Annotated in this window: 13 protein-coding genes; 11 read left to right on the forward strand and 2 right to left on the reverse strand. The window is 64.6% G+C overall.

Annotated features, from left to right (window positions below; genetic code table 11):
- The first annotated feature begins 51 nt into the window (after positions 1-51).
- The 9 genes from ACYAS9_RS30090 to ACYAS9_RS30130 are packed head-to-tail and all read left to right on the forward strand — an operon-like array spanning position 52 to position 11345.
- A complete protein-coding gene (locus tag ACYAS9_RS30090) occupies positions 52-846 on the forward strand; it encodes a polysaccharide biosynthesis/export family protein (protein WP_463572142.1) in 795 nt (264 codons plus the stop codon).
- An 18-nt stretch (positions 847-864) separates the two neighbouring features.
- Entirely contained in the window at positions 865-2856 is a 1992-nt protein-coding gene (locus tag ACYAS9_RS30095) for a GumC family protein (RefSeq protein WP_463572143.1), read from the forward strand.
- Positions 2856-4034 carry a glycosyltransferase gene (locus tag ACYAS9_RS30100; RefSeq protein WP_463572144.1) on the forward strand — a complete coding sequence of 393 codons (1179 nt, stop codon included), beginning with the start codon at positions 2856-2858 and terminating at the stop codon, positions 4032-4034. The genes ACYAS9_RS30095 and ACYAS9_RS30100 overlap by 1 nt, the downstream gene beginning before the upstream one ends.
- Before the next feature lie 6 nt (positions 4035-4040).
- Positions 4041-5354 (forward strand): glycoside hydrolase 5 family protein, encoded by a 1314-nt coding sequence (locus ACYAS9_RS30105; protein WP_463572145.1) that lies wholly within the window; start codon positions 4041-4043, stop codon positions 5352-5354.
- A 3-nt stretch (positions 5355-5357) separates the two neighbouring features.
- Complete coding sequence (locus ACYAS9_RS30110; RefSeq protein ID WP_463572146.1) at positions 5358-6575, forward strand: glycosyltransferase family 4 protein; 1218 nt, start codon at positions 5358-5360, stop codon at positions 6573-6575.
- Positions 6566-7666, forward strand: a complete 1101-nt coding sequence (locus ACYAS9_RS30115) for a glycosyltransferase family 4 protein (protein ID WP_463572147.1) — start codon at positions 6566-6568, stop codon at positions 7664-7666. The genes ACYAS9_RS30110 and ACYAS9_RS30115 overlap by 10 nt, the downstream gene beginning before the upstream one ends.
- Complete coding sequence (locus ACYAS9_RS30120) at positions 7666-9096, forward strand: O-antigen ligase family protein (RefSeq protein WP_463572148.1); 1431 nt, start codon at positions 7666-7668, stop codon at positions 9094-9096. The genes ACYAS9_RS30115 and ACYAS9_RS30120 overlap by 1 nt, the downstream gene beginning before the upstream one ends.
- Positions 9093-9914: an acyltransferase gene (locus ACYAS9_RS30125; protein ID WP_463572149.1), complete on the forward strand. Its 822-nt coding sequence runs from the start codon at positions 9093-9095 to the stop codon at positions 9912-9914. The genes ACYAS9_RS30120 and ACYAS9_RS30125 overlap by 4 nt, the downstream gene beginning before the upstream one ends.
- 12 nt (positions 9915-9926) lie before the next feature.
- A complete protein-coding gene (locus tag ACYAS9_RS30130; protein WP_463572150.1) occupies positions 9927-11345 on the forward strand; it encodes a lipid II flippase MurJ in 1419 nt (472 codons plus the stop codon).
- Between the two features lie 2 nt (positions 11346-11347).
- Here ACYAS9_RS30130 and ACYAS9_RS30135 read toward each other — a convergent pair whose 3' ends face one another.
- Complete coding sequence (locus ACYAS9_RS30135) at positions 11348-12271, reverse strand: LysR family transcriptional regulator (protein WP_463572151.1); 924 nt, start codon at positions 12269-12271, stop codon at positions 11348-11350.
- A 106-nt stretch (positions 12272-12377) separates the two neighbouring features.
- On the opposite strand from ACYAS9_RS30135, the gene ACYAS9_RS30140 reads away from it, so the two are divergent.
- Together ACYAS9_RS30140 and ACYAS9_RS30145 are read left to right on the forward strand one after the other, a co-directional pair.
- Positions 12378-13262 carry a CAP domain-containing protein gene (locus ACYAS9_RS30140; RefSeq protein WP_463572152.1) on the forward strand — a complete coding sequence of 295 codons (885 nt, stop codon included), beginning with the start codon at positions 12378-12380 and terminating at the stop codon, positions 13260-13262.
- Positions 13263-13330: 68 nt separating this feature from the next.
- Positions 13331-13501 carry a hypothetical protein gene (locus tag ACYAS9_RS30145; protein ID WP_463572153.1) on the forward strand — a complete coding sequence of 57 codons (171 nt, stop codon included), beginning with the start codon at positions 13331-13333 and terminating at the stop codon, positions 13499-13501.
- A gap of 20 nt (positions 13502-13521) precedes the next feature.
- Here the strand turns inward: ACYAS9_RS30145 and ACYAS9_RS30150 are convergent, their stop codons facing one another.
- Positions 13522-14457 (reverse strand): LysR family transcriptional regulator, encoded by a 936-nt coding sequence (locus ACYAS9_RS30150; RefSeq protein WP_463572154.1) that lies wholly within the window; start codon positions 14455-14457, stop codon positions 13522-13524.
- Positions 14458-14473 lie beyond the last annotated feature (16 nt).

Consider the following 14473-nt stretch of genomic DNA (forward strand, 5'->3'; position numbering starts at 1 on the left):
GGAATCCGGCGATGCAGGCCGGCATGTTTTCCCCGTCAGGGAGCTGTATTCATGGATCAGAAGTATTCAGGGTCTTTCAAAGGCCTGCTGTTGGCGACCTGCGTTCTGGTCCTCAGTGCCTGCAACACCCCGGCAAGGGTCGCCGTACCGGACGACACCGCACAGATCGAAGCAGGCAAGGCGGCGGGGCTTGCCCTGGCAGGCAAGCCATTGCCTGCGCAAAAGATTCGCGCCGGCGACACCTTGCGCATCGTGCGCAACACCGGCGAGTCGCCAAGCATCTCGGCCTTCACCGCCAACTCCATTTATGAACTGACCCTGTTCCAGGTGCTCACCGACGGCACCTTTTCCTATCCCTGGGTCGGCACCGTGCAGGCGGCGGGCATGACCGTGCCGCAGCTGACCGAGCACCTGCAAGACAAGCTCAAAGGCATTTATCGCCAGACCGCGATGACTATCAATATCAACCAGGCACCGGGCAACACGGTGTTCGTCGGTGGTGCGGTGCGCAACTCGACCAGCCTGCCGGTGACCGTGGCCACCACGCTGGACCAGGCCATCATCGGCGCCGGCGGCGTGGCCCCCGACGGCGATGCGCAACTGGTCGCCCTGCTGCGCCAGGAAGACAACGGCCTCTACAACACCTACTTCTTCGACTACAGCAAGATGCTCTGGGCCAGCCCCCAGGCGCCTCGGGGCCCGGTGCTGCTGCAACGCGGCGATGTCGTGTTCGTGCCCAAGTCCACGGTCGGCAACAAGGCCGACGGGGTCAACCTGTATTTCAACCAACTGATCCCGTTCTCCAAGTCGCTGGGCTTTGGGGTGAACTACGAGCTGCAGAATTAAGCATCAGGGAAGAAGACAATGATCAATATCCGTTCATTTCGCGATCTGCTGCGCCTGTTTTTCATCTTCAGGCGTGAGGTACAGATCACAGTGCTGGTGACCTTTGTGGTCGTGGTGCTGGGTGCTTTCCTGCTGCCCAACCGCTACGAGTCCACCGCGTTGCTGCTGGTCAAGCCAGGCCGCGACAGCAGCACGGTGCCGATCGAGTTGTCCAACCGCCAGGCCATCGTGGTGCCCAGCGCCCTGCGCGACCCGTTGCTGGACGAAGAGCGGATGCTGACCGGCCGGCCGATCACCCGCACGGTGGCCGAGAAATACTTGGCCGAAATGTCCAGGGCGCGTGAAGAGGCAGGCTTTTTCGGCTCAGTGAAAAACCTGCTCAAGGACTCGGTCGATGCGGTGTTCGGCGCCGTGCACAAACTGTTCGAGCTGGTCGGCCTGGCAGAAAGCCGCTCGGCTACCGACCGCCTGGCCGAGAGCCTGGAAAAAGGCTTCAAGGTGCGCCATGACCCAGGCTCTTCGGTGATGGAGCTGACCTTTACCTGGGACGACCCGGCCGTGGCCCAGGACGTGCTGCGCAACTGGATCGCGGAATACCAGTTGCAACGCACCAAGACCCTCGGACGGGTCAGCCTGTACACATTCTTCGACACCGAGGTCAAGGAAACCGGCGCCAATATCATCGTCTACAAGCGGCAGATTCAGGCCTACCTCAACCAGTTGGGCGCCGTGAGCATTTCCCAGCGCCTTGCCGACACCTCCCAGGGCCTCAATGACCTGCGCACCGAGCGCAACAACACCATCCGCGCCATCGCCTCGACCAAGGCGGGCCTGGACACCCTGAAAAAACAACTGGCCACCCAGCCCAAGACGGTCAGTTCCGGGCGCGAGCTGTCGCTGAACCCCAACCGTCAGGACCTGCAGAACCGCATCAACGGCAAGGAAGTCGAGCGCCAGGAACTGCGCCGTACGTTCTTTGACAACGCACCGCCAATCCTGGCCATCGGCGAAGAAATCGACAACCTCAAGAAACTGCTCCAGGAACAGCAGACCACGGTTCAGCGCTCGGAAAACATCACGCCCAACCCGATCTACAACCGCATGCAAAACGTCTATGCCGACCAGGAAACCAGCTACGCACGGCTGTTGACGCAACTGACCCAGCAGGACCAGCAACTGGCTCAACTGGAAAAGGACCGGCTCCAGGCCCTGGCGCTGGAACCTGAACTGTCGCGCCTGCAAAACGAGCTCGATGCGGCCGAGAAAAGCTACGCGCTGTATTCCGACAGCCTGGAAAAGGCACGCATCGACCGCGAGCTGGACAACAGCCAGATCAGCAACATTGCACTGGTCGAAGAAGCCACCCTCAACCCCAGTCGGGTCTTCCCCAAGAGCATGCTGATGCTGTTGCTGGCCTTGCCGCTGAGCCTGCTGGTGGGTTTGCTGGCACTGTATTTCTTCTACCTGCTGGACCAGCGCATCCACGATGGCGACAAGATCGAAAGCCGCTTCGGGGTGCCGGTGTGGACCAGCCTGCCGGACCTGGAGCGTGCCCAGGAACGCAGTGCCGCGTTCACTTCGCAACTGCACAAGGTCTACGGCATCCTGCCGCTGCAACAGGTCGCCGAAAAAGGCCTGGCCATCGGTTTTACCTCGGAGCACTCCGGCGAAGGCGTGAAGTTTGTCATCGAGCGCCTGAAAAACGTGCTTATCGAACACGGCCAGCATGTGCGCACCGAAGGCCCGGGACCGGCGATCCCCGGCGAGATCGTGCTGATCGACGCCTCGGGGCTGTACGGCAAGGACAAACCCTTCGTGTTGCTGCGCGACGCCGACCTGATCGTGCTGGTGGTGCGTGCGCAACAAACCACTGTGCCGATGCTTGAAGACGCCCTGCACACCCTGAACACCGCGTTCAAGCGGGTCGACGGGATCATCCTCAACCGTCGCCGCTTCGAGGTGCCTGAAAAAGTGCTGCGGTTCATCAAGCGTCTGGGGAGCCGTGCCTGATGCGTATCGCCCTGCTCGCCCCGCTGCCGCCGGAGCAGAACGGCATCGCCGACTATGCCGGTCACCTGCGCCACGCCCTGCAGGCATTGGGGGTCGAGGTGCTGACGCCGCTGCAAGGGGTCGGCAACGATCCCCGGCAGGCCGAGCAGCGGGTCGCGGACACTGACTGGCAGGGCATTGACCTTGCGCATGCCGAGATTGGCGGCGGCCGGCTGGCCGAATTCCGTGCACTGGGCGCCTTGCACCAGCGTTTGCCGCACCTGCCGCTGACCGCCACCGTGCATGACCCGGAGCGGCTGGTATGGCGCCTGGAAAAACTGCCCTGGCCGCTGTCGCTGGCCAACCGCCTGCCCTCGCCGGCCCCGGAAGTCGCCACCGTGCTGGCCGACCCGTTGTGCCTGCGCGCAGAACGCCAACTGGCGAAAAACATGACACGCCTGGTGACCCTGACCCGCGCCGGCAGCCAGAGCCTGCGCCAGCGCATGCACCTGAGCGAGCCACAGATGCTGGTCATCCCGCACGGCAATCTGGACATTGCGCCCGTGCTGCTGCCGCCACTGCAACCCTTGCGCCTGCTGTATTTCGGCTTTATCTATCGCGGCAAAGGCATCGAGGATCTGCTCGACGCGCTGGCCGGCCTGTTCGTCAGCCAGCCGGCACTGCGCCAAAGCGTACGCCTGACCCTGGCCGGCGGCAGCGAACCGGAAATGGCCTTTGGCGCCTCCGGCAGCTATCTGGAACAGTTGCGCGTGCGCATTCGCCAGCTGGGCCTGACCGACCTGATCGACTGGCAACTGGACCTGCCGGCCAGCGACATCCCGACAGTGATCCAGGCCCACCACGTGATGGTGTTGCCGTACCGCGAATCCAGCAAGCTCAAGCTGCTCGGCCAGCTGCGCGGCACCAGCGGTGCGTTGTCGTGGGCGGTGGCCTGCGGGCGCGGGGTGATTACCTCCGATGCCCGCTCGTTTGCCGAAGAGGTGTCGCACGGCAACGGCATGATCTACCCGCAAGGCAATGTGGCCGCCCTGACTGACGCGCTGGCGACGTTGTGCAACACGCCACACCTGGCCGAGGACTGGGCCGAGCGGGCGGCACAACTGGGCCGGCGGCGGGTCTGGAGCCACACCGCCGAGCGTTTTCGCGAGATGTTCCAGCAAGCCTGTCAGGCGAGGTAAACAGCCATGCACGCTAAATCCAGATCGTTGCTTGCCGCTGTGCTGTTGGCAACCGGGCTTGTCTATACCGGCGAAAGCCTTGCCGAGACCGTGCTCAAGGCGCCGCGTCCGGTCGAGTGGCGCGACTTTCTCGGGGTCAACGTTCAGTTCCCGTATTTTGCCCCCGAGATTTACGCCCTGCAGATGGATCGCCTCGATGCGCTGGGGCTGGGCTGGGTGCGCCTGACCCTGCACTGGCCGCTGATCGAGCCTGTGCGCGACCAGTTCCAGTTGCAGACCGTCGATGCCGCCATGGCGGCGATGCAGAGCCGTGGCTACAACACCCTGGCGTACCTGGTCGGCTCGGCACCGTTCGCCAGCAGCGCACCGGCCGATGCCGAGAGCCGCGACCAGTACCCGCCGAGCGATTTCAATCTGTTCGCCACGCGCATGGCGCGCTTGGCACAACGTTACCCGCAGGTCGACACCTGGCAGGTGTGGAACGAGCCCAATATCGTCTGGCGCCCCAAGGAAGACCCGGCCGCCTATGGCCGCCTGCTCAGCGTCACCACCGAGGCGATCCGCAGCGTGGCGCCAGGCAAATCGGTCGCCACCGCCGGCATGGCCTATTACAGCCAGATGCACAGTACGCCGGGCTACATGTTGCAGACCCTGGTCGACGGCGGCCTGGGCCAGCAGAACATCGTCGCCGCCTATCACCCGTATTCCGAATACCCCGAAGGCGACTCGCCGCCGGACCGGGATTTTCTGGTGCGCGGCAACGCCATGAACCAGTTGCTGCACGGTAATGGCGTGCAAAACGTCTGGGCCACCGAATGGGGCTGGTCCAGCTATGCAGGCCCGGTAGAAATGCAGGCAATCATCGGGTTGCGCGGTCAGGCTGACTACACGCTGCGGCGCCTGGCGTTGATGAGTGCCATGGATTACCAGCGGATTTTCCTGTTCAACCTGAGCGATCTGGACGAACGCGCCAGCGCCCGCGATCAGGGTTACGGGCTGGTCGACCTGCAAGCCAACCCGAAACCGGTGTACCTGGCCTTGCAGAACTTTCTCAACATCACCGGTCCACGCTTGCTGCCCGCCGACCCGCCGGCCGTCAGCAGCGTGCCGCGCGACTTGTACGCGGTGCCCTGGAGCCGCCCGGACGGCACGCAATTGCTGATGGTCTGGAGTGCCAGCAGCGCCAGCCTGACGTTTCCGAATATCCGCGAAGCCGTGGTGCATGACCCACTGGACGGCACCCGCCATTCGCTGGCCAGCCGTCAGGGTGTGACCCTGGCATTGAGCCCGACCTTGCAGATACTGGAATGGAAGCCCTGAGCCATGCGCATTCTCTGGACGCTGCCCTATCTGCCCTGGCCCACCACCAGTGGCGGCAAGACCCGGGAGTACCACCTGCTGCGCAACCTGGCGGCGCGCGGGCACCGCATCACCTTGCTGGTGCAATCCAAGACCGCGCTGGACCCAGAATGCCGCCAGGCCATGGAGCCCTGGCTGGAGCGCCTGATCGTTCTGCCCCGGCGCCCGTTGCGCAGCCTGCGGACCTTGCTGGCCGTGGCTTTTGCGCCGGCGCCGATGCTGGCCAGCATCAATGGCTATGCGCCGGAACTGGAGCAGACCTTCGAGGCGCTGCTGCAAGAGCATTGGGACATCATCCAGATTCAACACACCTACGCCTTCCAGCCGTTCGAGCGCGCCTTGCAGCGCAGCGGCAAAGCGTTCGTGCTGACCGAACACAATGTCGAGTCGGCCCTGGGAGCGGCCAGCTACGACAAGCTGCCGCGCTGGGCCGCACCGTTTGCGCTGTATGACCGCTGGCGTTACCGGCGCTGGGAAACCCGGGTGTTTCGCCAGACAGGCGAACTGATCTCGGTCACCGAAGACGACGCCAAGGCGCTGTCGCGCCTGAGTGGCAAGCCGGTGTCGATCGTGGTCAACAGCGTCGATTGCGGCTATTACGCCAGCGTTCATCCCGAACGCGAAGGCCGTCACCTGCTGTTTATCGGCAACTACGAATACGCCCCCAATGTCGATGCCGTGCACTGGGCGCTGGAGCACATCATGCCCAAGGTATGGGCCGTGCAACCGGACGTACACCTGACCCTGGCAGGCTTTGCCCTGCCGGCCCACTGGCGCGAGCAATGGCCGGACCCGCGCATCGAATGGCTCGGTTATGTCGCGGATTTGCGCGCCCTGCAAAGCCGCTCGACCGTGTTCTTTGCGCCCTTGCGCCAGGGCGGCGGCTCGAAACTGAAAATCCTCGAAGCCATGGCCGCCGGCCTGCCGATTGTGACCACCGCCCAGGGTGTCTCGGGGCTGGCGGTCGAGAACGGCGAACACTATCTGGGCGCCGAAGACGCCGCCGGGCTGGCGCAGTTGATCTGCCAATACATCGACGACCCACTGCGCCTGGCGCGGATCGGCGAAGCCGGCCGTGCCTACGTGCGCTCACGCCATGACTGGTCGGTTGCAGCGGCCCAGCTCGAAGGCATCTACACCCGTATCACGCCCCCTCAACCCGGAGTGCGCCCATGCGTATAGGTCTTGATTATCGCGCGGCCGCCGGTTACCCGATCAGCGGGATCGGCCGGCAGAACTTTGCCTTGGAAGCGGCCTTTCGGGCCTACCCCGAGTCCAGCCTGCAATTGTTCGGGGTGGCGCCGTACGACCACCCGATCCGTCGGCGCCTCTTTGCCCCGCGCTGGGCCACGCCACTGGATGCCGTGCACCGCCTGCCCGAGCGCCTGAAGTTCGAAGGGCTGTTTTTGCCCGGCGCCCTGCGCGATGCTGGCATCGAGGTGTATTTCTCCAATATCAATATGGGCCTGCCCCTGGGCAAGAAGCCGGCGGGCCTGAAATACGTGCTGCAACTGCACGACCTGTTTCAGTTGACCGAAAACAACAGCCACGGCTCCCGGCTCAAGGCGCGGGTGTACCGGTTCACCGACCGGCAGTCGATTGCCCATTCATTGCGCGTCGCCGACCAGGTCTGGGTGCCGTCGCAGTTCACCGCCGACGAAGCCGTGCGCCTGTTTCCCTGGGTACAAGGCAAGCTGCGGGTGTTGCCGCATGTGGTCGAGGGCTTCAAAGGCGAGCCGGCCGATATCAGCGCCCTGCGGCTGCCCGAACGCTACTGGCTGTGCGTCGGCACCCGTGAGCCGCGCAAGAACATCGCCTGGCTGGTCGAAGCCTGGCAAACCGCGCGCCTGCGTTTTACCCAGGTGCCGGACCTGGTGCTGGTCGGCGGCGACGACCCGCTCAGCCCTGCGCAACGCCATCTGCCGGGCCTGCACGTGCTGCGCGGCCTGCAGGATGCCGAGTTGCACGCGGTGTACGCCCAGGCCGAACGGCTCTGGCACCCGTCGCGGGCCGAAGGCTTTGGCCTGCCGGTCATCGAAGCGCTGAGCACCGGCACACCGGTGGCGGTGGCCAGCGGTTCGTCGCTGGATGAAATCACCCCGCCCGACAGCCCGCGCTTTGCCCCCGACGACAGCGCCGCACTGGTGCGCCTGATGGGCGTCCTGTCGACCGCGGCGCCTGAAGACCCTGCGCCGCTCAAGGAATGGGCGGCGCGCTACGGCCTGGATGCGTTCCACCAGCGAATCCATGCTGCCCTGGAGGAGTTGCGCTAATGCCCATCGCCTTGCCCATCGGTGTGATCGTTGCGGTGCTTTTCGGTCTGCTGATCTGGCTGACACCGCTGTCGATGGTGCTGCTGGTGCTGGCCGGGATGGCCTCGATCGTCACCGTGATCCGGCGTCCGCACCTGGGCTTGCTGCTGTTTTGCGTGCTGGGCACCTTTATTCCTTACTCGACCATTCAGATCGGCGTACGCACCACGGTGTCCGAAGCGTTGATCATGCTCACCTGGGGCAGCTATCTGCTGCAGGCGATGTTCTTCGACAAGCCCCGGCTGCCGAACATGCTCCAGGCCGAGCGCCTGTTGTTGGCGCTGATGCTGTACAGCGCCTTTCCGTTCGTGGTCGGTGAAGTCATGGTGATTGCCGAGGGCAATGGGCCGATCAACTGGGTGCGCTGGCTGTTCAACCTGTCGATCCTGTTTCTGGTGCCGCGCCTGCTCCTCGACCGTCAGGTTCTCGAGCAAGCGGTTACTGCGATCATGCTTGGCACGCTGGCCCTGTTGCTGTTGTCGATCCCGGTGTTTGTGGTCGCGCGCAGCGCCACCTCGATGATTCCGATCCTTGGCGTGCTGGGCTACAGCGGCGTCGACACACTCAACAGCAGCCTGCTGTCGCTGGCCGACCGCATGGGCTCGCCATGGATGCACCCCAACGTGGCGGGCGGTGCGCTGGCAATGATTCTGCCGCTGGCGTTCTGTTTTGGCATGACCCGCAGTGGCGGACCGCGCAGCGTGGCCCTGGCCGTGGCCGGGCTGGGCGCCGTTGGCCTGCTGCTGACCGGCTCGCGCGGGGCGCTGCTGAGCCTGATCGCGATCATGCTGTGGATGGCCAGGCGACGCATCCCGCACCTAGGCCGCCTGGTGATCGCCGGCGGCTTTGCCGGCGTGGCCCTACTGCTGTTTTACCCGCCGCTGCAAGACCGGATCATGAGCCTGTTTTCCGACGACGATGCCAGCACCGCGATCCGCTTCCTGGAGTACACGCACTTTCCCGATGCGGTGGCGACCTTCCCGTTCGGCATCGGCTTCAAGGTCGACCCGCCGGTACTCAACTACACCGAGTTCGGCATCTCCAACCTGTGGCTGAACTTCATCTACAAACTGGGCCTGCCCGGCATGCTGCTGTTCATCGCGATCACCGTCAGTTGGTGGCGGCAAGTGCGCCCGGCCAAGGGCCCGATTGTGCTGACCGCCGACAACGCCATTGCCCTGGGCACGACCAGCGGCGTACTGACCGCGTTGTTCAGCGGCCTGTTCGACCATTACTTCAGCTTTACCAGCGTGCTGGTCGCGCTGTTCTGGCTGTTTGTCGGCATCAGCCTGCATGAGTCCAGGCGCCTGCACGAAAAAGTGATTGCCGACTTCAAATCAAACGTTGCCTCATCCCACGTTGCGTCAACCGAACCGGGAGAACGCCCATGAAACACCGCATGATGCACTCGCACAATTTGCGCGAGGCGCTGCCCGAATACGCTGAAAAAATGGGCGTCAGCCTTGAAGAGCTGCAAGCCACCTGGCAATGGATGCTCGACAACGAAGTGGCCTTCGAAACCCGGATCAAGGACACCACCCTGTCGTTCATCTGCTACCTGAACATCGAACCGCGTATCGAGCCGCCCTTGGCGCGGCGTTTCTATCGCTTGCTGGCCAGCGAATTACACGGCGCGCTGATTCCGCTGTACGGCATTAACTGGCCGACCCTGCGCGACCGCATGCTGCGGGTCTGGGAGCAGCTGTACAACATGCTGATCTGCAAGATCCCCAGCCACACGTTGCGGCTGTTATGGCTGCGCCTGGGCGGGGCGAAAATCGGCAAGGGTTCTACCGTGTGGCGCAATACCGAAGTGCTCGGCGTCGACAGCCTGCGCATCGGCGAAGACACCACGGTCGGCTGGCACTGCCAGCTCGACGCACGCGGCGGGCTGGTCATCGGCGACCATGTGACCATCGCCTCGCATGTGCTGATCATAGCCGGCGGCCACGACCTCAAGGAGCCGGAATTCTGGGCGGTCGGCGGGCCGGTGTTCATCCACGACTACGCCTGGATCTGCAGCCGGGCGCTGCTGTCGTTCGGTGCCGACATCGGCGAAGGGGCGGTGGTCGGCGGCGCCAGCGTGGTGTCCAAGCCGATCCCGGCCTATGCCATCGTCAGCGGCCCGAACGCCGAAATCAAAGGCGAACGGGCGCGCAACCTCAAGTACAAGGTGGGCGGCAAAGGCCTGTTCACCTTGTTCCACTAAAGCGCCGCCTGCATGCTCGGCTCAACCCTGTGGCTGACCCTGGCGACCCTCACCGGTCTGGCGGCAGGCTTTGCCCGCGAGTGGCTGCTGGTCGCGGCCTGGGGCGCCGGAGCGCAGAGCGATGCGTTCCTGGTGTCGATGTTTTTGCCCGAAGCCCTGCGCATGTCGCTGGCCGGCGGCCTGCTTAGCGCCGCAGCACTGCCGCTGTTTCAGCAACGCAATGAAGTGCAGCAAGGGCGCTGGCTGGCCAGCCTGACCCCGCACTTGATGCTCGGCGCGCTGTTGTTCGGTTTGCTGTTGAGTGTGGGCGCCAGCCTGTGGGTGCGCCTGATCGGTCCGGGCCTGGACAGCGCAGCCTACGCACAAGCGGCCGACAGCCTGCGCTGGCTGGCCTGGTGCGCGCCGGGCTTTGTCTTGCATGCGTTGCTGTGCGTGCCGTTGCAGGCCAAGGCGCGCTTTGTCCTGGCCGGGCTCGGGTCACTGTTGTTCAACCTGCCGCCAGTGTTGTATCTGGCGATCCAGAGCCATGCCGCCAGCGCCACCGGGCTGGCGGCCGCCTGCTTGCTGGGCAGCCTGCTGATGCCGGCCGTGTTGCTGCCCAGCCTGTATCGACTCGGCTGGCGGCCCTGGCGCCGCGATGCCGAGGCCGGCGCCTTGCGTGAACTGCTGCAACGCATCGGCCCGTTGCTGGGCAGCAACCTGGCCAGTCAGGGCCTGGCGCTGCTGGAACGCATGGTCGCCTCGCTGCTGGGCGAAGGCGCGGTGACCTGGATCAACCTGGCGCGCAAGCTGATCAACCTGCCGCTGATTGCACTGATGAGCCTCAACCAGGTGCTGCTCGGCCTGATGAGCGGCAGCGCCGGCCAGCAACGCCTCGACCTGCTGCGCCGGGGCCTGGCCAGCGCCACGCTGCTGACCCTGCCGGCGGTGGCCGGGCTGATCGGCGCGGCCGGCGCGCTGGTGGTGCTGTTGTTACCGCAACAAACCCATGACAGCCCTTTACCGACGCTGCTGGCCTGGTTCGCCACGCCCTTGCTGTTCAACGCCTGGAACGCCCTGCTGGCGCGTTATGCCTACGCCGACGGCGACACGCGCCTGCCGCTGAACTGCGAACTGCTCGGCAGCCTGTGCAATGCCGTGTTGCTGGCGTTGTTGCCGTGGCTGCTGGGCATCGACGGCATCGCCCTCGCCGCGCTGGGTGGCGCATTAGTGACGGGCGCGCTGTTGCTGCGCCGCCAGGCATTGATGCACGTGGCGCCGTGGCGCAGCCATGGCCTGCTGGCCGTGATCGCCATGCTGCTGGCGGCGCTGCTGTTGCACCCGCTGCAATCGGTGCCGCTGCAACTGGCGCTGAGCACCGCGTACGGCGCAGCGCTGCTGGTCGGGCTTGGCCTGTGGCTCAAGCCCTGGCGGGGCGCATCATCCTCTTAGAGTCAGAGGCCCTGCAATGCCCGGCTTTGATACCCCGAACAGATGCTCTTGAGCGTCTGGCGCAACCAGCGGTGCGCCGGGTCCTTGTCGAAGCGCGGGTGCCAGGCCTGAATCACCGTGACCTCTTCCAGCTCCAGCGGCACCTCGAAGGCGCGCAGGCGCAGGCCCAGGCTCTGCATGCCCCAGATCACCGGTTCCGGCAGCGGTAACAGCAGGTCGGAGTCGGACACACCAAAGATTGCCGAGTGAAAGTGCGGCGTGATCAGCGCCACCCGGCGCTGCAACCCCAATGCTGCCAGCGCCGGATCGATCGGCCCGTGGGCGCGGCCACGGCGCGAGACGCTGATGTGGTCGAACGCGGCAAAGCGCTCCGGCGTGATCGGTGCGTCGAAGATCGGATGGTCTTCCCGCGCCAGGCAACAGAAGCGCGTGCTGAACAGGCTCTGCACCTTGGTCTCCGGGCCGAAATTGCGCCTTGAGGCAATGTACAGGTCGATCCGCCCTTCACGCAGGGCATCGTCGTCGCCCACGCCTTCAGGCACAAAGCGCAAGGTGCAACCCGGCGCACCGGCGCGCATCGCCTCCATCAGCCGGGCGCCGAAGGTGCCGAAAAACACATCGTTGGAGCGCACATTGAAGCAGCGCTCCAGCGTGCTCATGTCGACCTCGTCGCGGGTCTGGAACAGTTGCGCGGCCTGCTCGACCAGCTCACGCACCTGCGCCTGCACCGCCAGCGCCCGCGGTGTCGGCACCAGGCCACGACCGGCGCGGACCAACACCGGATCGCCCAGCGCTTCGCGGATACGGGTCAGGGTCCGGCTCATCGCCGCCGGGCTCAAGTGCATGCGCCGGGCTGCACCCACCACGCTGCCCTCGTCGAGCAAAGCGTCCAGGGCAATCAAAAGATTCAGATCGGGGAGTTGCATGCCGTCATCCGTTGTCAGAGGAACACGATGATAGCGCGAAGCCAGAGCGGTCGCCGCAGCCGGTAAAATCGCGCATCATGTGCCCTCTGTTGTAAGGGAGTTCCCGATGCGCCTGATATCTACCCTTGTGCCGCTTGCGGCGTTGTCATTGAGTCTGTCGTTCAGCGCCATGGCCGTAGCGGGTGAAACTCTCACCAGTGAAGCAGTCCGTCTGCAGGAGTCGATCAACAGCTACCGCAGCCAGGTGCAACCCTGTGCAGGGCAAGCCTCGGCCGAATTGCCGCCGCTGGCCAGCGACCCGCGCCTGATCATGCCCGTCAGCAATACCACAGACCTGCGCCAGGCCATGACCCAGGCGTCCTACCCGATGGTCACCGTGCAGGCCATCACGCTGTCCGGCCCGCGCGATGCCGCGACCGCCATGCAGGCGATTCAGGAAAGCTTTTGCCAGGTGGTGCTCGACCCGCAATTCGTCGACATCGGTATCAGCCGCGAAGGCCGCGACTGGCGCATCGTGCTGGCGCGTCCGCTGCTGACCTCGCGCCTTGGCACCTCGCAGAACGAAGGCCAGGCGCTGCTGAGTTTTCTCAACACCGCACGCAGCCAGCCGCGCCAGTGCGGCGAGCAGTCGTTCAACGCCGCCGCGCCGCTGAGCTGGAACGCCAGCCTGGCCGCCGCCGCCGAAGGCCACAGCCGCTCGATGGCCAACAATAACTTTTTCGATCACAAGGGCCGCAACGGCGACACGCCGGGCGATCGTGCGGAACTGGCCGGTTATTTTGCCCAGCAGATCGGCGAGAACATCGCCGCAGGCCAGGACAATGCACGCAAGGTGGTCGACGGCTGGCTGGCCAGCCCCGGCCATTGCGCGATCCTGATGAACCCCGACTACAGCGAAGTGGGCGCCGCTTATGCCGCCGACCCGAAAAGCAATGCCGGCATCTACTGGACCGCCCTGTTTGGCGCGCCGGCCCAGGCGGGCGCTGAATGACACCGCGAATGAATCTTGCGTGCTGCGCGTGGCCTAATGTCAGGTGATTGCCCTGATGGAGAACGACCATGACCCAGCAACCCGATTCGGACAATGAACCGGCAGAACGCGAAGACCTCGACCACAAACCTGAAAACGCAGGCAACGTGGGCGAGAAGCACAAGCGCCTGAACGAGAAAGGCGAGCAGCCACGACCTCCGGCACAATCCGAAGGCGAGCAGGACAAGGCACCGTTATGACAAAGGCAGCTTTTTAACCGTTACAACAACCCGCGTGCCGCACACACCTTGACCACCTGCTCACGCAACCAGCCGTTCGCCTCCAGGCGTTCGGCCTGTTCGCTCCAGATCATGTCCAGGGTGAACCCCGGCAATTCCGGCGGCAGCTCGCAAAAGCCCAGCCACGGCTCGTTGCCCAGCAGCGCTTCGATGCGTCTGGGCAGCGCCAGCAGGCAGTCGCTGCCTTCAAGCAACTGCAAGGCGGCGCGGTAGCTGTTGCTGCGCACGGCGATGTCGCGTGTCAGGCCCTGCGTGCGCAGCCAGCCGTCGATCATGTTGTTGTCCGAGGTCCACGGCGTCGGAAAGATATGCCGCCTGGCGGCATAGGTTTCCAGGTCCAGCCGGGCATCGAGCGGCAGGCTCTGGCGGTCCATCACACAGACCAGATCGTCTTCGAGCAGCACCTGGCTGCACAGCCCCGCCAGCACGCGATGAAAGCCCGGACCAAAACACAGCGCCAAGTCGTAGCGGCCGTCCTGCAAGGCGTCGGTCGGCAGGTCGCGGTCGAGCTTGTGTACATTGACGCTGACCGCCAGCCCGGCTTCGCTGAAGCCGCGCATCAGGTGCGGCAGCACCAGCAACTCGAAGTATTCGGGCGCACAGACATTGAAGGTGGTGGCCTGCTGCCTGGGATCGAAGGTCATCAGGCCGTCGTGGCAGAGGTTGACCTGATGCAGGATCTGCTGCACATAGCTGAGCATGGCCTGCGCCTTGCGGGTCGGGTGCATGCCGTTGCGCGTGCTGATGAACAGGTCGTCATCGAACTGGGCGCGCAGTTTTTTCAGGCAATAGCTGACGGTCGACTGGCTGACGTGCAGCGCCTCGGACACCAGGGTCAGGTTGCGCTGTTCATAGACCGACACGAACACCATCAGGTCTTGCATGTCCAGTTTGCGAAGGGCATTGCTGTTGAGCATGGAGTGGTCTCGCCGG

The organism is Pseudomonas sp. HP_08 (assembly GCF_055284095.1).

Excerpts from the sequence above, each read along its gene's own strand:
- ACYAS9_RS30090 (WP_463572142.1), top strand. The coding sequence starts at position 52 with ATGGATCAGAAGTATTCAGGGTCTTTCAAAGGCCTGCTGTTGGCGACC.
- ACYAS9_RS30140 (WP_463572152.1), top strand. The coding sequence starts at position 12,378 with ATGCGCCTGATATCTACCCTTGTGCCGCTTGCGGCGTTGTCATTGAGT.
- ACYAS9_RS30110 (WP_463572146.1), top strand. The coding sequence starts at position 5,358 with ATGCGCATTCTCTGGACGCTGCCCTATCTGCCCTGGCCCACCACCAGT.
- ACYAS9_RS30150 (WP_463572154.1), bottom strand. The coding sequence starts at position 14,457 with ATGCTCAACAGCAATGCCCTTCGCAAACTGGACATGCAAGACCTGATG.
- ACYAS9_RS30120 (WP_463572148.1), top strand. The coding sequence starts at position 7,666 with ATGCCCATCGCCTTGCCCATCGGTGTGATCGTTGCGGTGCTTTTCGGT.
- ACYAS9_RS30105 (WP_463572145.1), top strand. The coding sequence starts at position 4,041 with ATGCACGCTAAATCCAGATCGTTGCTTGCCGCTGTGCTGTTGGCAACC.
- ACYAS9_RS30115 (WP_463572147.1), top strand. The coding sequence starts at position 6,566 with ATGCGTATAGGTCTTGATTATCGCGCGGCCGCCGGTTACCCGATCAGC.
- ACYAS9_RS30125 (WP_463572149.1), top strand. The coding sequence starts at position 9,093 with ATGAAACACCGCATGATGCACTCGCACAATTTGCGCGAGGCGCTGCCC.
- ACYAS9_RS30135 (WP_463572151.1), bottom strand. The coding sequence starts at position 12,271 with ATGCAACTCCCCGATCTGAATCTTTTGATTGCCCTGGACGCTTTGCTC.
- ACYAS9_RS30095 (WP_463572143.1), top strand. The coding sequence starts at position 865 with ATGATCAATATCCGTTCATTTCGCGATCTGCTGCGCCTGTTTTTCATC.
- ACYAS9_RS30100 (WP_463572144.1), top strand. The coding sequence starts at position 2,856 with ATGCGTATCGCCCTGCTCGCCCCGCTGCCGCCGGAGCAGAACGGCATC.
- ACYAS9_RS30145 (WP_463572153.1), top strand. The coding sequence starts at position 13,331 with ATGACCCAGCAACCCGATTCGGACAATGAACCGGCAGAACGCGAAGAC.
- ACYAS9_RS30130 (WP_463572150.1), top strand. The coding sequence starts at position 9,927 with ATGCTCGGCTCAACCCTGTGGCTGACCCTGGCGACCCTCACCGGTCTG.